Source organism: Nostoc sp. GT001, from assembly GCF_030382115.1.
Classification (GTDB): Bacteria; Cyanobacteriota; Cyanobacteriia; order Cyanobacteriales; family Nostocaceae; genus Nostoc.
On the sequence record NZ_JAUDRJ010000003.1, the window covers coordinates 7,182,738 to 7,204,079 of the forward strand.

Annotated in this window: 18 protein-coding genes; 8 read left to right on the forward strand and 10 right to left on the reverse strand. The window is 41.1% G+C overall.

The window, feature by feature from the left end; all coding sequences use genetic code 11:
- The first annotated feature begins 14 nt into the window (after positions 1–14).
- Positions 15–1,220, forward strand: coding sequence for a DUF1822 family protein (locus tag QUD05_RS33345; RefSeq protein ID WP_289799784.1), 1,206 nt, complete (start codon positions 15–17; stop codon positions 1,218–1,220).
- Between the two features lie 252 nt (positions 1,221–1,472).
- On the opposite strand, the gene QUD05_RS33350 is transcribed toward QUD05_RS33345, so the two are convergent.
- The 3 genes from QUD05_RS33350 to QUD05_RS33360 form a co-directional block, all read right to left on the reverse strand.
- Positions 1,473–1,634 carry a hypothetical protein gene (locus tag QUD05_RS33350; protein WP_289799785.1) on the reverse strand — a complete coding sequence of 54 codons (162 nt, stop codon included), beginning with the start codon at positions 1,632–1,634 and terminating at the stop codon, positions 1,473–1,475.
- A 195-nt stretch (positions 1,635–1,829) separates the two neighbouring features.
- Positions 1,830–2,102, reverse strand: coding sequence for a hypothetical protein (locus QUD05_RS33355; protein ID WP_289794483.1), 273 nt, complete (start codon positions 2,100–2,102; stop codon positions 1,830–1,832).
- Positions 2,103–2,231: 129 nt separating this feature from the next.
- The gene (locus tag QUD05_RS33360; protein WP_289795575.1) at positions 2,232–2,639 is read right to left on the reverse strand and encodes a transposase family protein; all 408 of its coding nucleotides are present in this window, start codon (positions 2,637–2,639) and stop codon (positions 2,232–2,234) included.
- Positions 2,640–3,187: 548 nt separating this feature from the next.
- Here QUD05_RS33360 and QUD05_RS33365 point away from each other — a divergent pair.
- Positions 3,188–5,593, forward strand: a complete 2,406-nt coding sequence (locus tag QUD05_RS33365) for a CHASE2 domain-containing protein (protein WP_289799786.1) — start codon at positions 3,188–3,190, stop codon at positions 5,591–5,593.
- 14 nt (positions 5,594–5,607) lie between these two features.
- Here QUD05_RS33365 and QUD05_RS33370 read toward each other — a convergent pair whose 3' ends face one another.
- The 6 genes from QUD05_RS33370 to QUD05_RS33395 all read right to left on the reverse strand — a co-directional run bounded on the left by QUD05_RS33370 (position 5,608) and on the right by QUD05_RS33395 (position 12,574).
- Positions 5,608–7,110: an HlyD family secretion protein gene (locus QUD05_RS33370; protein ID WP_289799787.1), complete on the reverse strand. Its 1,503-nt coding sequence runs from the start codon at positions 7,108–7,110 to the stop codon at positions 5,608–5,610.
- 216 nt (positions 7,111–7,326) lie between these two features.
- Positions 7,327–7,689: a beta/gamma crystallin-related protein gene (locus QUD05_RS33375; RefSeq protein WP_289799788.1), complete on the reverse strand. Its 363-nt coding sequence runs from the start codon at positions 7,687–7,689 to the stop codon at positions 7,327–7,329.
- 675 nt (positions 7,690–8,364) lie between these two features.
- Positions 8,365–10,557, reverse strand: coding sequence for a peptidase domain-containing ABC transporter (locus tag QUD05_RS33380; RefSeq protein ID WP_289799789.1), 2,193 nt, complete (start codon positions 10,555–10,557; stop codon positions 8,365–8,367).
- A gap of 684 nt (positions 10,558–11,241) precedes the next feature.
- Positions 11,242–11,586, reverse strand: coding sequence for a beta/gamma crystallin-related protein (locus QUD05_RS33385; protein WP_289799790.1), 345 nt, complete (start codon positions 11,584–11,586; stop codon positions 11,242–11,244).
- A gap of 122 nt (positions 11,587–11,708) precedes the next feature.
- Complete coding sequence (locus tag QUD05_RS33390; RefSeq protein ID WP_289799791.1) at positions 11,709–11,882, reverse strand: hypothetical protein; 174 nt, start codon at positions 11,880–11,882, stop codon at positions 11,709–11,711.
- A 344-nt stretch (positions 11,883–12,226) separates the two neighbouring features.
- Positions 12,227–12,574 carry a beta/gamma crystallin-related protein gene (locus QUD05_RS33395; protein ID WP_289799792.1) on the reverse strand — a complete coding sequence of 116 codons (348 nt, stop codon included), beginning with the start codon at positions 12,572–12,574 and terminating at the stop codon, positions 12,227–12,229.
- 406 nt (positions 12,575–12,980) lie between these two features.
- Between QUD05_RS33395 and QUD05_RS33400 the strand changes: the two genes are divergently transcribed.
- The 3 genes from QUD05_RS33400 to QUD05_RS33410 all read left to right on the forward strand — a co-directional run bounded on the left by QUD05_RS33400 (position 12,981) and on the right by QUD05_RS33410 (position 16,058).
- On the forward strand, positions 12,981–13,415 hold the full coding sequence (locus QUD05_RS33400) for a filamentous hemagglutinin N-terminal domain-containing protein (RefSeq protein ID WP_289799793.1): 435 nt from the start codon (positions 12,981–12,983) through the stop codon (positions 13,413–13,415).
- Positions 13,351–14,073, forward strand: a complete 723-nt coding sequence (locus QUD05_RS33405) for a two-partner secretion domain-containing protein (RefSeq protein WP_289799794.1) — start codon at positions 13,351–13,353, stop codon at positions 14,071–14,073. The genes QUD05_RS33400 and QUD05_RS33405 overlap by 65 nt, the downstream gene beginning before the upstream one ends.
- A gap of 146 nt (positions 14,074–14,219) precedes the next feature.
- Positions 14,220–16,058, forward strand: coding sequence for a beta strand repeat-containing protein (locus QUD05_RS33410; protein ID WP_289799795.1), 1,839 nt, complete (start codon positions 14,220–14,222; stop codon positions 16,056–16,058).
- On the opposite strand, the gene QUD05_RS33415 is transcribed toward QUD05_RS33410, so the two are convergent.
- Positions 15,981–17,012, reverse strand: a complete 1,032-nt coding sequence (locus tag QUD05_RS33415) for a CHASE3 domain-containing protein (RefSeq protein WP_289799796.1) — start codon at positions 17,010–17,012, stop codon at positions 15,981–15,983. The two genes, QUD05_RS33410 and QUD05_RS33415, sit on opposite strands and share 78 nt — an antisense overlap.
- Positions 17,013–17,652: 640 nt before the next feature.
- On the opposite strand from QUD05_RS33415, the gene QUD05_RS33420 reads away from it, so the two are divergent.
- From QUD05_RS33420 to QUD05_RS33430, 3 genes are all read left to right on the forward strand, one after another.
- A complete protein-coding gene (locus QUD05_RS33420; protein WP_289799797.1) occupies positions 17,653–18,996 on the forward strand; it encodes an adenylosuccinate synthase in 1,344 nt (447 codons plus the stop codon).
- 102 nt (positions 18,997–19,098) lie between these two features.
- Positions 19,099–19,698 (forward strand): 50S ribosomal protein L25/general stress protein Ctc, encoded by a 600-nt coding sequence (locus QUD05_RS33425; RefSeq protein ID WP_289799798.1) that lies wholly within the window; start codon positions 19,099–19,101, stop codon positions 19,696–19,698.
- Positions 19,699–19,797: 99 nt separating this feature from the next.
- A complete protein-coding gene (locus QUD05_RS33430; protein WP_289799799.1) occupies positions 19,798–21,327 on the forward strand; it encodes a bifunctional aminoglycoside phosphotransferase/ATP-binding protein in 1,530 nt (509 codons plus the stop codon).
- The last annotated feature ends 15 nt before the right edge of the window (positions 21,328–21,342 follow it).

A 21,342-nucleotide genomic window follows, 5' to 3' on the forward strand; every position in this document is an offset into this window, starting at 1 on the left:
ATGAGGTAGTAAAAATGACTTCCGCTTTTACAGAACCGCAGGAACTATTGTTAAAAATATCACCATCATTACAGACAAGTTCTTGGCAAGAAAGCCAAATGTACGCCACACTTAGCAGTCGTTGGCGTGCTTACATGAATCAAATTTGCCTTCATGGGTTTTTAAATTGGGTAAAAGCTGAATATGTTCCAGAAGCAAGTATCTGGCACAGTTCCCCTGGTATTCCTGCTTTTTGGGAATTTGTCAATGGCACAGCAATTTTGTTAAACCAAAAGCGAGTCGTTTTAATTCCTAGTGAGGCAATTGATGATAGCGAGTTAGAAGTTCCTCAAGAATGGGTAGACATTCCCAGTTGGGCAGCAGACTATTATTTAGCAGTGCAAGTCACACCAGATGGCGAGTGGGTAAGAATTTGGGGCTACATAACCCATCAAAAACTTAAATCACTAGCAGATTATGACCAAGTAGATAGGACTTATTGTATAGATGCACAGCACTTAATTAAAGACCTTAATGCTTTTTGGATAACCTACCAATTTTGTGGAACAGAGGAGATGAAAGGTGCGATCGCTCCACTACCAGAATTATCGAATGTTCAAGCAGAAAATCTTGTTCAACGATTAGGTAATTCCTCTGTAACATTTCCGAGACTTGCAGTGCCATTTACAACCTGGGGAGTGCTACTAGAAAATGAGCAGTGGCGGCAGCGTTTGTACCAAGAAAGGCTGCAATATCTACAACAGGCTGCACCTACACAATTTTCACAAGTACAAGTGAATCTCAGTCGTTGGCTGGAGGAGATTTACGATGCTTCTTGGCAAGCTATAGAAACTTTTTTTGAGCCAAACTCCAGTAGCCTAGCTTTTAATTTCCGTACTTCTTCCGGGTTAAATACTGCCGCTATCAAACGCGCCAAGTTGATTGACTTGGGAATAGAAATAGAGGCTCAAAAAGTTATTTTATTAATTGCCTTAATACCAGAAGTTAAGCAACAAGTTAGGATTCGCGTGCAGCTACATCCAGCTTGTAATCAACCTTACCTACCTAATACGATCAAGCTAGGTTTACTTTCAGATCGAGGGGAAATACTTCAACAAGTACAAGCAAGAGTTCAAGATATTTATGTTCAGTTGAAACTCTTTGATGGGGAAGTGGGAGAATGTTTCAGCATCCAGATCGATCTGAATAATTCTCAAATAACAGAAAATTTCATAATTTAGTTATTAGGAGGCAGCAGTGTCAATAAGAGCAAATATTATCAATAAATAGTTAAATAATCGCATTAAGCGTAGCTTTTTGACTTAATACTAAGTTTCGATTCTTAGAGGATGTCTGAAAACTTTTTGGTGTTGTATTCGAGACTTGTAGATCCCCCTAAATCCCCCTTAAAAAGGGGGACTTTGATTCCAGTTGCCCCCTTTTTAAGGGGGGCTAGGCAGGGTGGATTAATTGTCGGGAGAGAAAAAGTTTTCTCACTCGACCATTGGACTCACAGGCATTGGGCAAAAGGAGTCGGAGTGGTCAAATAGCGCATCAAAAATCATTTGAAGTTGCTTAGCCATCAGCCTTAACGCTTCGGGAAGAGTCCGACAATTTAACTGACGAGCCAGGGAAACTAAAAACTGTCTGACCATCGCCCAATTAGCTGGTGAAAAACCGCCAGTATGAATACAGTTATCTTCATTTAAAGTTACATCCTTGACCCAATGAAGTTGATTTTCAATTGACCAATGACCACGAATAATCTCCGCGAATTCTGAAGCTGAATAATTTCAGCTACTTAAATAAAAGTGTTGTTCATGATAGTCAACAATCTGGCGACGACAATTCTATCCTTGAGGTCGAGTTCCATATCTGTTAACCTCAATTAAACTTTTAGCGCCAACCCAATCAGGTAGTGACTCAAATGGAATTGGATAGACTTTGACTTGACGAGTAGTCTTTCGTCCATGTAAATTTTCATCATGGTAATTGGTATCGATAGCGATTGAGGATTCAGCTAGCTCAGTAGCTACTTTCAGGAGATTTGGCTGGTTTCTTTTAATAGTAATAATGTAGTCATTTTCTCCCTCGATAATCAGCTCAACAGTTTTTTTTGGCAATGTAGTGCATCGGCTGTAATCACGATATGATGCCCATAAAGCTTTTTAATTAGCTCTTCTACCACACTAATCTCACTGTTTTTGTTATTTTCCATAGCTTGATGTCTGATTACCCATCCTTGCTGATGACTATAAACTGAAAACTGAAACGATACTCACAAAGTTTTGATAGGATTGATTTCCCCCGGTTACAGTACTTTTAATACATTTCCCATCGATGGCAAATAATTCTTTGAAATTAATTGGCAAACTCTTTTCTGCCCAGACGTTAAACAGTTCAGCTAATATCTGAAAATCAATTGACATCATAATATTTCTGAATGTTGATGCTGACGGAAATTGAATATCTGGAGATAAATCTAATAATTTGATTAGAGATAATCGATGATTTTTTGTGAACTCAGCTAAAGGTTTATACCCCCAATATCCTGTACAACTACCTAACAAAACTATAGTTAGTATTATCCAAAGTCTATGTCTAATACCTCTAGCATGTCGATAATCGGGAACCCCTTGGATTGCTTCGATTAAATTCATTCCTAACTTTCCTCTGGGAGAACCGTGTTTTTCTTAAGGAATCATCCTTCTATGTTATATTTTCTCTCTCGACAATTAATCCACCCTGCTTTTTAAGGGGGGCTAGGGGGGATCAAGCGAAATATTGAATACTTCTCAGACATCCTCTTACTGCTCTATACCCAGATGAGAAAGAAGCGATGCCTACGGCGGTAAACTACGCACTATTTTTTTTTACTCGTTTTCAGCCTAGCCTCTGGCTAGAAATGCTACTCTTGGCGGCTCTGCCGCGAGTTCGGGAGGCGGAGCCTCAATGAGGGGCATTCCCAGTCGGAGACTGGGAACGAGGTAATCTGCTAAAAGCTTTTTCTAGACTGGCTTTAACCTTAAATTTACAACTCTTTTGCGGTGGCTTGTAAACGTTGTTTTTCCTCGAAAGTCATAGGTTTAGCCCAAATTTGTCTTGTGTAGCCCATATACTACACTTTCCTTTGGAATTTTTGCATAAGTAGAATGCTCCCTCTTGATTAGTCATTAGTTAATCACGAATGGCAAAGTCCACTTAACTTATGAGTAAGCTAGTTGTCTTCAGCTTCTTGGGAGGAGATTTAAATCAAGGATTTCCTGTTGTCACGGCTCAACTTTGGTGTCATAACCAATTTGTACCTGTGAAATTAACAGGGAGTCTACCACCAGCACCAGAACTAAGCGAACTCTACCGCAGATGGCAGTTACTTTACGCAGCAGTTCATCAACGCCTGGGTAGCCATCAACGGATAAAAGTACATTCACAAGATATAACCAATATTTCTATCAATGACTTCGATGAAGTGTGTCAACAGCTACAAGTGAATATTAATACTTGGTTGAGATTTGAGTCATTTCAGAATATTGAAGGCAAGTTGCGAACTCTACTCAGTCGTCATGATGAAATTAGAGTAATTATTGAAACAAATATAGTTCTACTGCATCGTTTGCCTTGGCATCTGTGGCATTTTTTTGAAGATTACCCGAAAGCGGAATTAGCTTTGAGCAATCATGAGTATGAATCTCCTCAGCTATTACAAAAATCTCCTACAGGTAAAGTCAAAATTTTAGCAATTCTAGGCAATAGGGTTGGTATTGATATTGAGAAAGATGCCTCTTTGTTACAAGGTTTGACAGATGCCCAAACCACCTTTCTTATACAACCAACACGGCAAATACTTGACAAGTATTTATGGAATCAGGATTGGGATATTCTATTTTTTGCCGGACATAGCAATAGTCTCGCTGACGGAGAAATTGGGGAAATTTGCATCAATCAAACAGAAATTTTAACAATTTTGCAGTTAAGAAATGGACTTAAGGCAGCAATTAGACGCGGTTTGAAACTGGCAATTTTCAATTCTTGTGACGGAATTGGTTTAGGAAGAAACTTAGCTGATTTAAACATTCCCCAAATGATTGTAATGCGGGAAGGAGTGCCAGATTTAATAGCACAGGAATTTTTAAAAAACTTTCTTACCGCCTTTGCGGATAGCAAACCATTTTACTTAGCTGTGCGAGAAGCGCGAGAAAGACTTCAAGGATTGGAAAATGAATTTCCTTGTGCCAGTTGGTTGCCAGTTATCTGTCAAAATCCCACAACTGTTCCTATTACGTGGCAAGAACTGCGTGGTAATTTTGGTAATACTAAATTTGTGGGTAAAGTTTCAACAAAAGGTAAAATTGCGACACCAAAACTCAAACTTTGGACTGTACTACTTAGTACTTTGATTGTGGCTATTTCAACATTAGGTTTGAGATACTTGGGAATCTTTGAGAAAATCGAACTGCAAAGTTTCGATCAAATGCTACGGTTGCGACCCAAGGAAGACCCAGATTCAAGGTTGATAATTGTAGAAATTACTGAAAAAGATATTCAATCACGACAAGAGACTACCAAAGGACTGAAATCTATTTCGGATAGGACGTTGGCTCAATTGCTTAATAAATTACAAAAGTATCAACCGCGAGTTGTTGGACTGGATATTTATAGAGACTTCGCTGACCCCCAAAATAAATCAAATCTAATACAACTTCCGACTGAACTTAATAAAGATAATGTTGTTGTTGTCTGCAAAAGCCGCGATAGTAAATATGACCCCCAAGGTGTTAAACCTCCGAAAGATGTACCTGTAGGGCGTCAGGGTTTTACTGATGCAATTAAAGACCCAGATGGTATCGTCCGTCGGCAAATTTTGATGATGGCACAAGAGCCTTCTTCGACTTGTACAACGCCTTATTCGCTCTCGTTGCAACTAGTTGCTCGTTACTTATCTTACGAAAATATTCAACCTAAATTTAATCAAGATTATGTACAGTTTGGCTCTAAAGTATTTAAACGCTTAAAACCTAGCCGCAGTGGTGGCTATCAACAACGAGTTGATTTAGGTGGTAATCAAATACTTGTCAATTATCGTAATACAGATTATCAGAGAGTTTCCCTTAATGATGTACTAAGTGATAAATTTGATCGTAAATCTCTGAAAGATAAGCTAGTTCTCATTGGAGTGACAGCTAATACAGTCAGCGATACTTGGTCAACTCCCTACAGTACTGCACAGCAAGATTACCAAGAAATATCAGGGATATTTATACAAGCACAAATGGTTAGTCAAGTTTTGAGTGCAGTTTTAGACCAACGTCCAATTCTTTGGGTTTTGCCTTACTGGGGCGATATTCTCTGGATATGCGGTTGGTCTATAGTTGGGAACCTGATTATTTGGCGGATGCGATCGCTCTCACATCAGAGATGCGCTATCTTTGTAACAGTTGTCATATTATATGGAGTTTGTGCGATCGCTCTTTTAAAACAAGGGCTATGGTTGCCATTTATTCCTTCTGCCTTTGCCCTGGTTTTAAGCGGTGTTTTAGTTATATTTATTCAAAATCGCCGAGAATTTTCCACTACTCCACAATCATTAGATAACAGTGGCGAAGAGGTCAATTAAAACGTTTGTCAACGTCATAAATCCGTGATTAACCTCGCCTTGCGGAGCACAAATTGCAGTACAGTTTCTTCACGGGTAATAATATCAACTCTGCCATCCATACCCAATTGAATTTGACATTTTTTTGTATTGCGACCTAAAGCAAGTTTCTCTGGTTCAATTGTGACTTCGTAAAAAGCACCTACAGCAGTTGCTTTTGGGATAGAGTTTGTATCAGCATCAGCATCGTTTTTTTGCGAACTAACAGCATCAGGGGAAATCGCTTTTACTTGGCCATTGAGAGTACCGTAATCAGGATAAGGACAAGCTGTGACTCGCATTTGCACCTTTTGACCGACTTTTATCTTACCTTTTTCTTGAGAACCAACAGCTGCTTTGATAACTAAAGGTGCATGACTGGGAACAATTTGCACAACTTCCTCCCCAGCACGGAGAGTTTGACCGGGGTTTCTCAAATTTAGCTTGGAAATAATCCCGTCTGCTGTAGCGGTAATAGTAGTTTGCTTCAGGTCAATTTCAACTTGCTTAAATTCGCTAGTATCGCGCTCTAATTGTTTTTCAATTTCAATTTTCTGTTTGAGAAGTACTTGAAGTTCTCTTTCTAAGGATGCTTTATTCACTTCCCCAGAGGCTTTTTCTTCAGCAATGCGTTCAGTCGCCATTGCTACCTCTGCATTGCTGGGATTGAGAGCTGCTTGAGCGCGATCGCGTTTAGCAATAGCCCCATTCACAGCTTGTTTTAGCCGTTCATTTGTTTTTTCTTGGGCTTTATAAGTTGCTTTTTGCGCCTGTACAGCTTGTTGTTGCTGTTTGACAGCCAACTGTACTTCTTCAAGTTGATCGCGCGATAATGCCCCTTGTTTAGCGGCGCTGTCATATCGGTTCTGCTTTGATGTCGCTGCTCCTAAAGCCGCCTCAGTCGCGTGGAGATTAGCTAGTGCTGATTGTAACTGTGCTTCCCCTGCATATAATTCTTCTTGAGCCATTTTGACATTGGCTGATGCTTCTTGAAGTTCAGTGATACTAGTAATTTTTTTGTCTTGATGAGCGCGATCGCGTCCCTGCAATTCTGCTTTAGCAGAGGCGATATTCCGATTAGTGCGATCGCTTTCGGCTCGAATTTGACTATTTATTGCATTTATTTGCGGAACAGTTTGAATTAGTTGTAACTTAGCTTGTTGAATATTGGTTTGCAACTGGTTTTTTTTAGTTTGCAGTCGAGAATCATCAATAGTGGCAATTTTATCTCCTTTTTGCAGCGTTTGATTTTCTTTGACGTAAATCTGCATTACCTGTCCTTCTGTCGCCGCCTGTACAATTGGCAATTCACCCGCAGGACGAATAACCGCTTGTCCTTTGACCGTAACTTTATATTTAACCACCGCAGCCACAGGGACAGCTAACGCCAAGGCAAACACGATAAATAGTCCGCCAAATGTAGTCCAACGACTAATTGGTGGGAGAAACTCGTTGTCTTGAACTAAGGGTAAAAAATTTGTTTGAGGGTTACTAATCATAAGTGTTGAGTAGATATAAAATACCCAAGAACCATTAACTAATTCTGAATAGTCAAAGAAGATTGCAAACCATTCTTCTCAGCATAAATATCATCAATAAAGCTTAAATGCTTTCCAGGAATATGACGTAATTCTTCTGGAGTTCCTTCCCCAACCCCCCGCTTGCGGGGTGGGGTTCCGGGTATTATGGTTAATTACCCGGACATCATATTAAATCTATCCTACACGAAAGAGGGAACTTAGACTATCGTTTGCAATACCCCCTGGGAGACTAGAGTATAGTCCTGGTCCGAGAGTGGTCTGATACGTCGTAAAGTTGAGGTCTCTATAGAACGCCCATGTACCCCGAATAATGGCAATAGATGAGGTTAGATCGTTGAAATCATCACCAACGTAGGGAACACCATCACTTCCTGATGCATTAACCCCCAGATTACGGCCGTTGAACCCTTCATCTGTATACAAAATTACATCTGGGTTGTTGCCCCCAGTAAAGGCGATACCACCACTATAGGTAGCAGCATCTTCATCATTAAGTTCCTTGATGCTAGAAATTGCTTCAAAGTAGTTCTGTTTCATTTTTCTCTCCTAATTAAGTGTGAATACTTCTAATTAAGTGTGAATACTTCTTTTTTTGGCGTTGCATAACTCCATGAGTTATATTTTCATCTTAGTAAGTAAGTACAAATAAACTTAAGTATTTACAAAATGTAAAAAAATCTAAGTTCTTGTAATTGCTTCACTTTAGTTCACTCCGTTCGCAATAACATAGTTATAAATTTTCCCGCTAACCTACTTTTCCAGGCTTTGTTGCATGAAACAAAAAAAAGACACACCTTCTCTCAATACTGTCGGATCGCTCATTTTCAATAGAAGGGAAGAAATTAAGTCTTGTGCTGTCTAAAATGTAGCTGATAAAGCTGACTTTTCCCCACAAAAAGCTAACTGCAAGTCCAATTCCAGTATGATGACTGAGGATTGAGTACTGTAACAGTAATAACTAACGACAACACAAACAGGATAATTAGTCCGCCAAATATAGTCCAACGACTAATTGATGGGAGAAATTCGTTGTTCTGAACTAAGGGTAAAAAATCTTTTTGAGAGTTCCTAATCATAAACGCTGAATATATGTAATACCAATTTTTAATTCGTAATTCTTAATTAAGAAAGCCACTGATGGTATGGGTTTGGGAGTTTGAATGTATTGCTGTATTTTATACAATTGCTAGGAAATTCCTAATAACCAATTAACTAATTCCGAATAACTAAAGAAGATTTTAAACCATTATTAGAAGGATAAATCTCATCAATAAAGCTTAAATGCTCTCCAGGGATATGACGTAATTCTTCTGGAGTTCCTTGAGTTTTTATATGTCCATTTTCAAGCAAAACAATCCAATTAGCCCGTTTGATAACTTGAGGGCGGTGGCTAATCATAATTGTAGTTTTACCTTGACGGTGAGCAAGTAATCTATCCAAAACCTGAGTTTCACTTACTGGGTCAAGAGCGCCTGTAGATTCATCTAAAATTAATATAGGTGGGTCAGTCACAATTGCTCTAGCTATAGCTAATCTCTGCCTTTGTCCACCAGAAAGATTTGCACCAAATTCGCCTAAAACAGTTTGATATTTATCGGGTAATTTACTAATAAATTCATCTGCACCAGCAATTTGACAAGCTTTGACTATCTGCTCAAAATTAATATTGGGATAACTGAAGTGAAAATTTTCCACAATCGAACGACTCCAAAAATGAGGTTCTTGGGGAACTAATACTACTTGCTGTCGCAAACATTCTAAAGATAAGTCTTGCTGGTTATATAAACCATAACGAATATTACCAGATTGGACTTGATATAAACCAGTAATTAATTTGCCAAGGGAACTTTTACCACAGCCCGATTGACCGATTAAGGCTATTACTTTACCACCAGGGATGATTAAAGAAAAATTTTCTAACAGGTCAGTTCTACCAGCATGATGAAAGTTAACTTGAGAACAAATAATATCTGCGTTCCCAGGAATTTCTGCCCAAGGTTTTTTAAAGTCATTTTCATCTTCTGGGGTAGAATCTATCACTTCTGTCAAGCGTTGAACGACAATTTGAGCAGTGATAAATTGATCGATTAGCCCGACTACTGATGATAAAAACCCAAGAAAGCTGCCACTCATACCACTGTACGCCAGCAGTTGACCGATGGATAATGTCTGATTAATCACCAAGCTAGAACCGAACCAGAGTATGCCAATACTCGTCAATTTGGAAAGAATACTCGTGACTGTGCTGCTGTAAAGCCCCAACTTCATCGTAGTCCAGCCTAAGTTTGCAATGCGACCAAAATTTGTCTGATACTCTTGCCAAGCTTGCGGAGTCGCTTGGGTGGTTTTGAGGACTTGAACACCGCGAAAAGTTTCGACTAAGAAGCCTTGATTTTCCGTACCTTTAACGATGAGGCTGCGGGTTTTTTGGCGCAAGGCGGGAAGAAAAAGCAGGTTGACTCCTGTGACAATAATAAAGGCGGCGACGGAAGCTAGAGTAAGTTCCCAACTATAGAAAAGCATGAAACCCAAGGATACCAGAGCCACAAAAAATTGACTGGGTAAACCAAGGACAATTTGAGAAACGAGATTATTGATGGTATGAACATCTGCAATCCGGCTAACGACTTCTCCACTGCGACGTGCTTCAAAATATGATAGGGGTAAGCGCAACAGTTTTCGCCCGTATTCTAGAATTAGCCCGTATTGCAACCGTTGACCAAAATGACCAATCAGGTGAGATTGTACCAAACCAATGGCATTTTGAATTAGGTTCATGGCAATGACGCCAATTGCCACCGTTGTCAGCAGTTGGGTATCTCCCCGCACTAGCACGTCATCGGTGAGGAGTTGCATCATTAAAGGGGAAGCCAGGGACAACAGCCCGATCGCAAAGTTAATAGCGATCGCCTGAATCAGAAGGTTACGATAGGGTAATATCCGGGCAATGAAGCGCCCAAAACCGCCAATTTGATCTTCTGATTGCTGATAGAAGCGGCTGTCATCTGGCATTAGCAGCAGCATCACACCATCACTCCAACCCGCCATTAACTCTTTTAAGCTGAGATAACGGATACCAAATGCTGGGTCAGAGATAATACATTTTTTCCCTTTTAGCCCGTAAAAGACCACCCAGTGGTAGCCTTTCCAGTGAATGATCGCGGGTAAGGGAACTTCATTTAATTTCTCTATTAGTTGTGCGGTGGCTTGGACTTGACGAGCATGGAATCCCAGAGTTTCTGCTCCCCGTCTCAAACCTAGCAAGGTGGTTCCCCGCGAACCTGTGCCTACTGCTTCTCGCACCCGGTTGAGGGCAAAGGTACGTCCGTAATATTTGGCAACTGTCGCAAGGCTTGCAGCACCGCAATCTTCTTCATTGTGTTGCAGTACGCTGTGGTATTTCATAATTAAGGACTTATTGTATTTTAAAAATAGATAAAGTCGAGCTTAGAAGATACTTGAAAATGTTTAGGGATTTCCAAGAAATAAATTATTCAATTTTGTGGGGTGGGCAACATGAGCGCCCCTGATCCCGCATTTCTCACAAGCTCAAGGCGTTTGATGGAGCAGAGGAGAAGTAATGAGTAATGAGTAATGAGTAATGAGTAATGAGTAATGAGTAATGAGTAATGAGTAATGAGTAATGAGTAATGAGTAATGAGTAATGAGTAAAAACTTCTGACTTATTACTTCTTACTCATTACTTTTCCCAGGCACTTGCGTAGGCTTTAAGAGGTGTGGTGAGAAATCCGGGCTAATCATGGGCTATCGTGTCGCCCACCCCACAAGAAATAGTTGGATATTTTTTTATTTGGAAGTCCCTTACCAGTTATTGCTTGAGCTTCAACCCGCAACGCAAAATTTGAAAGGCGAGACCGCCTGTTATCCTTCTTCTAAGAAATAGAAATGTTTCTTAGAAGAAAGATAAAGTAGGCGCGAGGCAGTCCTCGCCTCTATAGTTTGGAAAAAGAAATGTAGCTCAGTTATAGCCAGGGCTTGAGCATTTTTTCCTAATCCCTAATCCCCAAAACTTAGGTATAAGTACGCCAGGTATCCCTATGCCTAAGAAAAGTTACAGAAAATCTAATTCTACGTTAAACGGTAGAAAGATGAGATTGTGTCGTTACCAACATCAAGGTATCCAGTATAAGGATATGCTCCAACGCCGAGAGTAATTCTCGTGCCCTGGAAGTCTGCATCTGTATAGAATGCCCAAGTTCCTTGGTTAATAATAATTGAGGATGTTTGGTCATTACTCGTGTCACCTATATAAGAGTAGCTACTATCTGTAAAGAAGATTGGCTGCTGAAAGTTGGCATCTTGGTAAAGTTCTAATGCATAACCACCCTGAATGGTAGCAGCCTTTTCACCGCTGAGTTCTTGAAAAAGTAGATCGTTGTTCATATCTACTCCGTGGTTGTTGATGTTAGACATTGTTTCTCTCCTGAATTTAAAATTGTGTTTCAACTGAAGGGAATTGCTTGTTTTCTCCCTTCTGATTCTTAATTGGTAGCAGTGAGTTGATTTTATTCACTTGATTTAGCAGTGCCAATTTGCTATGCATCCGTAGTGTTTGACAACGTGGCAATACTTGCAGCACCACAGTCTTCTTGACTGTGTTGCAGTACGCTGTAGTCTTTAATAGTTAAATTACTGAAGTTTTTGATGCCTTTGAAGCAATATAGACGATTAAGTAATATAAAGTTCGGATGATGGGTGCAAAAACTCATACTCCACTTGCGGCATCTCTGTTGCAAGTTAGAGAGGGGATAAGGGAAGTTTTAACAGAGGTCTGAGATAGTAAAATGCCTCAGAAATGGATGACTAGTGGTTCATCGCATTAATTTTGCGGGGCTGCTAGATCCCCGACTTCTTGAAGAAGTCGGGGATCTGAACACCACTAACCTCTTAAAACTTTTGCGATAGACCACTAGTCTGAGGCTATTTTACTATCTAACCAAACTTCCTAGAACGGATGCAAAAAAGTCAAATCTATATGCGTCTGAGAGAACTAATCCAGTCGTTTGGAATACTATAATTAGCAACAAACGAGTATTGTCCTGCTCCCAAAGTTTTATACGGATCTGACTGACGAAAAGACATCGTTTGTGTTTGGTGCGAATGACGCGTATTCACCTGGGTCTAATGTCAAAACCCTACCAGAATAGTTGGCATCTGTCCAAAACTCCCATCGGCCGGAGTAGACTTTAACTGACGATATTTTATCGTTCCAAAAATCACCGACGTAAGACAAATCAGTAGTAACGAGACCTGAGGTAGTTTTTCCAAAGTTTACATCTTCAAAAAATTCTATTGCTGCTCCACCCTGAATAGCAGCACCCTGCTCAGATGTCATATCTTGAAAAAGTGGACTAAGTTCAATGTTGTTCATACCTGCTCCGTAGTTGTTGATGTTAGACATTGTTTTTCTCCTGAGTTTCAAATTGTGTTTGAACTGAGGGTTAAGCTCGTTTGCCTTTCCTCTGATTCTTAATTGGTAGCAGTGAGATGATTCTATTCACTGTTGGTTGAAAATCAGGCGTTTTTGGCTTTACCTTCTAATTTTTAATTGGTAGCAGTGACATGATTTTATTCACTTGATTCAGTAATGCCAATTTGGTAATATCCTCTCTTAGAGGGTGTTTATAAATAAAAAATAAAGAGCACCGCATTCATTTCCCAGGACACGTATTTTAAAAGAGACAGTCGTCGTATTTGAATCGGATGCCATGAGTCGAAAACCTTCTCTTATGCATAACTTGATTGTCCAGACACCTATATTCAATTAAGGCTTCCAAGCTAAATTTCCTTTTCTATAGGAGAGTGCAATGTCTTTTAGAGCTATGCGTTTGGACTGGTTACAAGGTATAGAAATTGCCATTGTTGGTGCGATCGCCTTTTATGCAAATATCTCAGTTGCCCAAATCACCCCAGACGGCACTCTCCCAAACAATTCCAACGTCACATTAAAGGGCAATATCAGGACTATTGAGGGTGGAACCACAAGAGGTGTTAATCTGTTCCACAGCTTTGAGGAGTTCTCTGTTCCCAATGGCAGTACTACTTTTTTCAATAATCCACTGAATATTCAAAACATCTTGACACGAGTCACGGGTAAGTCAATTTCTAATATTGATGGCTTAATCCGAACTAACGGCACAGCCAACTTATTCCTACTCAATCCCAATGGGATTGTATTTGGGCTCAAATGCCAGGTTAAATATTGGTGGCTCATTTTCTGCAACTACTGCAAACAGTTTTAAGTTTCCTGATGGTAGTGAATTTAGTGCTATTAATCCCCAAGCACCGCCATTACTGACAGTAAATATTACACCAGGGTTGCAGTATGGAGCAAGTCAGCCAGGGGCAACTATTACCAATACCGGAAACTTAGTACCCCAACAAGACCTGATACTAGTGGCTGACAAACTTGATTTACAAGGACAGCTACAGGCAGGTAGAAATATCACACTTATTGGCAATCAAGAAATAAATTTAAAAACAGACCTTAATTTAAACCCTATTAATGATGAGTTGATAGGAAAAGTTAGCTTAACAACCACATCAGGCGATGTCACTACTCAAGCAATTACTACTAATGGTGGCGCAATTGAAATTAAAAGTGCTAGAGCGATTATCACTCAAACCCTAGATACTAGAAATGGGGCTAACAATGGTGGCGCGATCGCTTTAACTGCCAACGACAGTATTAACACAGGTGATTTGTTCTCATACTCTTACACTGATTCTGATTCTGCCAATGCCGGAAATGGAGGCAATATTACATTTCAAGCCACCAACGGCAGTATTACCACAGCTAGATTGAACGCTAGATCTTTGTCTAGTTCATCTGGCAATGCAGGTCAGGGGGAGAGATTAGCCTGGAATCAGGTCAGGAGATCAATATTCAAGGTCAGTTAACCACTAGCTCTCGCTCTGAATCTGGCAATGCAGGCCAGGGTGGTGCAATTACCATCCGCGCTACCAATGACATCAATATTACCGATAATCTATTCTCTTACTCACGCTCTAATTCTGGTGATGCCGGAAATGGAGGCGCTATCGCCTTGACTGCCTTGGGCAACATTACCACTGGCAATTTGGACTCTTACTCGTACTCTACATCTGGCAGTACAAGAAATGGAGGCGCGATTAGCCTTAAAGCTGCCAACGGTAGCATTACCACTGGCAAATTAATCTCTTCCTCAGACACTCGTTCTCGTTCTTATAGTAGTGCGGGAGACGGAGGCGCGATTAGCCTTGAAGCCGCCAACGGTAGCATCAAGACTGGCAGTTTGTTTTCTGCATCGAACTCTACATCTGGCAATGCAGGAAATGGGGGTGCCATTAGCTTGCAAGCCTCTGATAGCATTAACATCACTGACACTTGGAACTCAGAACCTGGGGCTTTTGTCAGTGGCGTTTGGAACTCTTCCTCATTCTCTCCTTATGGTAATGGCATTGGAAAAAAAGGGGGTGACGTTAACATTATCGCTGGCAACAACATCAAAATCACTGGTGATTCTTTCTCTTACTCGGTTTCTTTTTATAATACCGCAGGAGATGGTGGTGCAATCAACCTTGAAGCTGAAAATGGTAGTATTCTCACTGGCAATTTAAGTACTAACTCGGGTTCTGACAATAGCACGCCAGGAAATGGAGCTGCAATTCGACTTAAAGCCTTCAACACCATTACCACAGGTTATTTATTATCAAACTCAGGCTCGAATAATGATATTAGACGACAAGTCGGAGGCGCGATTAGCTTAGAAGCAAATAACACAGTCAAAGTTGATAGTATCGACTCCACAGGAGCGCAAGGATCGGGAAACATCATTATCAAAAGCCTAGCGCCTTTCGTTTTAAAGAATAGCAACAATGACAACCCAAACAGTGGCATTATTTCTACCAATACCTTTGGTGATGGCAAAGGAGGGAATATTTTAATTAACGCTCCTTCTGTTTTCCTGACCAATAATGCTAAATTAACTACTTCCACGAGTGGAAGTGGTAATGCAGGTAATATCACAGTCAATACAAATGTTTTAAAAGCAACAGATAGAAGTCAATTAGTTACTTCTACACTTAGTAATGGAACTGCGGGTGACATCACAGTAAATGCCAGCGAAGTACAACTATCTGGTTCTAATAGCGGTTTATTTGCCCAAACTAGTAGTACGGGTACTGCTGGTAAACTTATTTTACAACCCCTTGGTAACGAACAAAATCTCAAGGTAAATTTCCAAAACGGAGCAAAGATATCAGCATCTACCAGTAGTAGAGGTCAAGGTGGAACCTTAACAATAACTGCCCCTGAATCTATTACCATCACTGGCGATGGCTCAATTATATCTGCTGAAACTACAGGCACTGGCAATGGCGGAGATTTAACTTTGAGTACAGGAAAATTAGTAGCACGGGATGGGGCGCAAGTTACAGTCAGCAGCGCAAATTCTGGGAGAGCTGGCAACCTAACTGTAGATGCTAACTCTATTTTGCTGGATAACAGCGCCAAAATTAACGCCGATACTCAAGGAGGTGGGGGAGATATCTTTCTCAATTCACCTTTGTTATTACTGCGTCGTGGTAGCAGTATTACTACTAACGCCAGTGGTAATGATATCACTGGTGGCAATATCACCATTGATGCTAAAAATGGTTTTATCATCGCCGTCAATAGTGAAAATAGCGACATTAGTGCAGATTCCGTCAACTCCCGTGGCGGGAATGTCACCATCAAGAATGCTGCTGGTATCTTTGGCATCCAGTCTAGAAAAGAGCCTTCCCCAAACACAAGTGATATTACCGCCAAAGGCGCAACGCCTGATTTAAGTGGCAATATAGAAATTACTCGACCTGATCGTTACTGCCAAATGGATAAACGTGCCATCAGATTCGTTACGTAGGGGTACGGCATGAGTTTCTATGTAGCGGCGAGTGCCTTTAAATCCCACGATTTCAAACTCCAAAGTCCCCTTGTTACCTTGGCAGACACTTTTATGTAAGTCGGCAAAGGCTGCTTTATACTCTGGCGCAACTACAGCATCAACTGGTTTACCAATCAAGACATCAGCACTTTCCACTTCCATCATTACCAGCCCTTCTGCATTAATTTCCAAAAGGGTGCCATCTCTGGCAATTAACTTGATGCATTCTGGTTCTGCATCTATCATGGCTCGTAAACGATTTTCGCTTTGACGTAGAGCCAGTTCCGTCTGCTGAAGTTGCCTGATATAACGCCACAACAAATCATACAGCAACGCCACCAGCACCAAATCCACAATCGCAGCGATAAAAAATGTCACTATCGCCTTTTGGGAATTCGCTTGTGACTGCTGCATTTCTTGCTGTAATAAATTTTTCTCCGCTTTCAAAGAGTCGTTAATCAACTGGTGAATCTCTTTGCCAATTTGTTTGTCATTATCAGATAATATTTGCTGCCGAACTGCTTCTAATCCCTGGTTTTGTCTGAGGTCAATTTCTTGTTGTAAAATGTTGAGTCTGTTGGTAATTTTCGGCTCTAGTAAAGCAATCCACTGCTGCTTTTGATGGTTATTGGTAGTTAAACTTTTGAGAGTCTGAATATTGCTATTTGTTTTTTGAGAAGCTGCCAGATAAGTTTGTAAATCATCTGCATCTGCTGTAATTAAATAACTACGTTGTGCAGTTTCAGTATCTTTGAGTGTAGATTGGATACTTTCAATTTGGGTAATAACTTTATAGGAGTATGTTAACCATTGCTGGTTGTGAATCAGTTTCACAGTGTTGCTATACGAAACCACAGCATTAGTAAATACAACTGCCAATGCTAGGACGAATATTGCTTTCAGCTTTTGGACTCGATACCATTTTTTGCTCATGCGATCGCGCCTTCTGCCGCAGATGCCCTCCATCAGTTAAGATTAAAAATTAAAAACAAATACTGAGAATATTTTAAGGATTTTGATAACACGGGTAGCAAAATACAATCTGTTATAGTTGTAAATATCTGGATTTTTAAGGATGATGATTCATACATGATACTCACAAAGAAATCCGCTAAATTTTAATATAAATTTAAGGCGTTGCATATTTGCGGGATGATTTTGCTAGTTTTGTGAGACGGGCAAGATGTCCATCCCTTGTATTTCAGGGATCTCGTGTCGCCCACCCTACAAGAATCATCCCTTGATTCAGCAACGCCTATAAATAAATTTAAATTCATTTTGAACTGTAGTATCGCTAATACAGTTTGGATCGGGTAATTTGCCTATCTATAATATTTACAGAGACGTTGTAATGTAACATCTCTGATTTGGAATTTTAATTAACCCCACACTATCCGTAAATTTATTAAAGTTGATGGTAATCGCTGTCATAACAGGGTGACATCATAGATCCACAATGGAATTTGCTGTTGAGGGGCACGTCTGTACGCTCTTACTACAATTATCTTGACACGACCCAAGCAATATGTTAATAATTATAGTTTGTGGAAACTTTACTTCTTAATATAAGCTCTTGGCTAACGTCATTGTCATAGGTGCCCAATGGGGCGATGAAGGAAAAGGTAAAATAACTGACTTACTCAGCCGTTCCGCAGATGTTGTGGTGCGTTACCAAGGGGGTGTCAATGCTGGACACACGATTGTAGTTAAAGGTCAGACCTTTAAACTGCACCTGATACCCTCTGGGATTTTGTATCCAAATACCGATTGCATTATCGGCTGTGGAACAGTCATCGATCCACAGATTTTGATCGCAGAACTCGACCAACTAAAAGAGTTAAATATTTCCACTGACCACCTGCTGATATCTGAGACAGCCCACGTAACGATGCCTTATCATCGATTGATTGACCAGGCATCTGAAGAACGACGGGGAAGCTATAAGATCGGCACAACAGGTCGGGGCATTGGACCGACTTATGCTGACAAATCTGAACGTACAGGCATTCGGGTTTTAGACTTGATGAACCCGGACGGGCTGCGCGAGCAGCTGGAGTGGACGATTAATTATAAAAACGTCATTTTAGAAAAGCTTTACAACTTGCCGCCTCTAGATCCACAAGAGGTGATTGAACAGTATTTGGGTTATGCAGAACGCTTGCGGCCTTACGTTATTGATACATCGTTAAAAATATCCGATGCAATTCAGCGACGGCGCAATATTTTGTTTGAAGGCGCACAAGGTACACTCCTAGACTTAGATCATGGAACTTATCCTTATGTCACCTCCTCTAACCCGGTAGCGGGTGGGGCTTGCGTTGGTGCAGGGGTAGGGCCGACAATGATTGACCGGGTAATTGGGGTATCAAAAGCCTATACAACCCGTGTCGGCGAGGGGCCATTTCCGACTGAATTGGATGGCGAGTTAGGAGAATTATTGTGCGATCGCGGTGCCGAATTTGGCACAACTACCGGGCGCAAACGGCGCTGTGGCTGGTTTGATGCTGTCATTGGTCGCTATGCCGTGCGGATTAACGGCATGGATTGTATGGCGCTCACCAAACTGGATGTTCTTGATGAGTTAGAGTCAATCCAAGTTTGTGTCGCTTATGACATAGATGGCCAACGCAGCGAACACTTCCCCACAAGTTCTCGTCAATTTGCTAGATGTCGCCCCATCTACAAAACCTTGCCAGGGTGGAAAGTGTCAACAACTCACTGCCGCACCCTAGAAGACTTGCCACAAGCAGCATTGGATTATCTCAAATTCTTAGCCGAATTGATGGAAGTCCCGATCGCGATCGTCTCATTAGGAGCCAGCCGCGATCAAACCATAATCGTAGAAGACCCCATCCACGGGCCCAAACGCGCTTTATTGCACCCCGACGGTACACCTGCTACCCTACTTAGTGCTTAGTTAAGAGTGAGGAGTTAAGAGTGAGTAATTCAATCAAAATTCCTAACTCCTAACTTCTAACTCCTAACTCTAATTAACAACTAACTCTAATTAACAACTTCTATGGCTATTACAGTCGAATCTCAAAAACGTCCAGAAGGCAGCAAGCCAAGAGCTTTGCGGCGTGCTGGATTGATACCTGCCAATTTGTATGGTCATAAGGGTACAGAATCTATTTCTTTGACCATTGAAGCTAAAACTGTTGAGCGTTTGCTCAAAAGAGCTTCCGTTAACAACACCTTGATTGAGTTGAATGTTGCTGATGCACCTTGGCGTGGCAAAACCTTGCTGCGGGAACTTCAGATCCATCCAGCCAAAGGTACGCCTTATCACCTCAGCTTTTTCGCGGTTGCTGGCCACGGCGACACCACTGTAGAAGTACGGCTGCGTTTTGTGGGAGCTGCTATTGGTGTTAAACAAGAGGGTGGCGTGTTAGACACCGTAATTTCTGAATTACAAGTGAGTTGTGCGCCAGAAAACATCCCAGATGTCATCGAAATCGATGTCTCTAATCTGCAAATTGGCGACAGCTTGAGTATTAGTGATATAGCCTTTCCTGAAGGTGTAACACCTCTAGCTGAATCAGAACGACTTGTTGTCAGCGTTTTGCCACCACAAATTAGCGCTGAAGATGCTGGTACGGAAACTGAAGCAGCTTCTTAAGCTAGGTAAACTGTGTAATAATTTTTGATGACACCAGGGGGGAACTCCTGGTTTTTTTGTATTTGAACCGCAGAGGCGCAGAGAGCGCAGAGGACAGAGATGACAGAAGCGACTCTTCCAGCTTTAATTCAGCAAATGTTGCAGCCGGGATTTTATCCCCATAAGGTAACAGAACCCATTCAACTAATTCAAACTCACATTTCTTATGTGGTGTTGACTGGAGATTACGCTTATAAACTGAAAAAACCTGTGAATTTTGGCTTTTTGGACTTTTCCACCTTAGATAAGCGGCAGCATTTTTGTCAGGAAGAGTTACGGTTAAATCAGCGGGGTGCTGGTGAACTGTATTTAGAAGTTTTGCCCATAACTCTGGTAGGGGAGCAATACCAGTTAGGGGGAACTGTTGAGCCTGTAGAATACGCGCTGAAGATGCGGCAGTTCCCTGAAGAGTCGCTATTAAGTAGACTGTTTGAACAGGGTAAGTTAAATGAGACACACCTAGATGAATTGGGACGGGTGGTGGCTCAATATCATGCCGAAGCACAGACGAATGATTACATTCGCACTTTTGGCGAAGTGCCAAATGTCCGGGCTGCCTTTGATGAGAATTATCAGCAAACTGAGAAGTATATTGGTGGCCCTCAGACTCAGGCGCAATTTACTGAAACCAAGCAATATACAGATAAATTTTTTGCTGAACGTCCAGAATTATTTGCTAGCAGAATTCACAACGATTATATTCGTGAATGTCACGGAGACTTACACCTGAGAAATATTGCCCTGTGGCACGATAAAATCTTGTTGTTCGATTGCATTGAATTTAATGAGCCGTTTCGCTTTGTCGATGTGATGTACGATGTGGCATTCACGGTGATGGATTTGGAAGCTCGTCAGCGCAAAGACTTGGGTAATGCGTTTTTGAATGCCTATATAGAGCAAACTGGAGACTGGGAAGGTTTACAGGTGTTGCCCTTATATTTAAGTCGTCAGGCTTATGTCCGAGCTAAGGTGACATCCTTTTTGCTAGACGATCCAAGCGTACCCGCGACGGTGAAGGAAGAAGCAACAAAAACCGCCGCTGATTATTACAAACAGGCTTGGGAATACACTAAACCAAATCAGGGACAACTAATTTTGATGTCGGGGTTGTCGGGTTCTGGTAAAAGTACCACAGCCAGATCTTTAGCGCGTGAAAAGGGAGCAATTCACCTGCGTTCGGATGCAGTGCGGAAGCATTTAGGGGGAATTCCGTTGTGGGAAAAGGGTGGCGATGATTTGTATACACCGGAGATGACCGAGAAAACTTACACACGGCTGTTGGAATTGGGAATTATCCTGGCTAAACAAGGTTTTTCGGTGATTTTGGATGCCAAGTATGATAAACAGCAGTTACGGCAAAAAGCGATCGCCCAAGCTACAAAACATCAACTTCCCCTTCAGATTATCCAATGCACAGCACCGTTGGAAGTTCTAAAGGAGCGTTTGAACAACCGCACTGGTGATATTGCTGATGCCACCGCCGATTTATTAGCCTCACAAATCAAACAAGCTGAACCTTTCACTGAAGAGGAACAACCTTATGTAAAGATTTGGGATACAACTCAGCCACAAGAGGCACAATTAAAATAATTCGTAATTCGTAAT

What these genes read in the sequence shown, in the direction of transcription:
- QUD05_RS33365 (WP_289799786.1), top strand. Translation starts at nt 3,188, where the DNA reads ATGAGTAAGCTAGTTGTCTTCAGCTTCTTGGGAGGAGATTTAAATCAA.
- QUD05_RS33375 (WP_289799788.1), bottom strand. Translation starts at nt 7,689, where the DNA reads ATGAAACAGAACTACTTTGAAGCAATTTCTAGCATCAAGGAACTTAAT.
- QUD05_RS33385 (WP_289799790.1), bottom strand. Translation starts at nt 11,586, where the DNA reads ATGTCTAACATCAACAACCACGGAGTAGATATGAACAACGATCTACTT.
- QUD05_RS33345 (WP_289799784.1), top strand. Translation starts at nt 15, where the DNA reads ATGACTTCCGCTTTTACAGAACCGCAGGAACTATTGTTAAAAATATCA.
- QUD05_RS33425 (WP_289799798.1), top strand. Translation starts at nt 19,099, where the DNA reads ATGGCTATTACAGTCGAATCTCAAAAACGTCCAGAAGGCAGCAAGCCA.
- QUD05_RS33415 (WP_289799796.1), bottom strand. Translation starts at nt 17,012, where the DNA reads ATGAGCAAAAAATGGTATCGAGTCCAAAAGCTGAAAGCAATATTCGTC.
- QUD05_RS33430 (WP_289799799.1), top strand. Translation starts at nt 19,798, where the DNA reads ATGACAGAAGCGACTCTTCCAGCTTTAATTCAGCAAATGTTGCAGCCG.
- QUD05_RS33370 (WP_289799787.1), bottom strand. Translation starts at nt 7,110, where the DNA reads ATGATTAGTAACCCTCAAACAAATTTTTTACCCTTAGTTCAAGACAAC.
- QUD05_RS33390 (WP_289799791.1), bottom strand. Translation starts at nt 11,882, where the DNA reads ATGAGTTTTTGCACCCATCATCCGAACTTTATATTACTTAATCGTCTA.
- QUD05_RS33400 (WP_289799793.1), top strand. Translation starts at nt 12,981, where the DNA reads ATGTCTTTTAGAGCTATGCGTTTGGACTGGTTACAAGGTATAGAAATT.
- QUD05_RS33360 (WP_289795575.1), bottom strand. Translation starts at nt 2,639, where the DNA reads ATGAATTTAATCGAAGCAATCCAAGGGGTTCCCGATTATCGACATGCT.
- QUD05_RS33395 (WP_289799792.1), bottom strand. Translation starts at nt 12,574, where the DNA reads ATGTCTAACATCAACAACTACGGAGCAGGTATGAACAACATTGAACTT.
- QUD05_RS33380 (WP_289799789.1), bottom strand. Translation starts at nt 10,557, where the DNA reads ATGAAATACCACAGCGTACTGCAACACAATGAAGAAGATTGCGGTGCT.
- QUD05_RS33350 (WP_289799785.1), bottom strand. Translation starts at nt 1,634, where the DNA reads ATGGTCAGACAGTTTTTAGTTTCCCTGGCTCGTCAGTTAAATTGTCGG.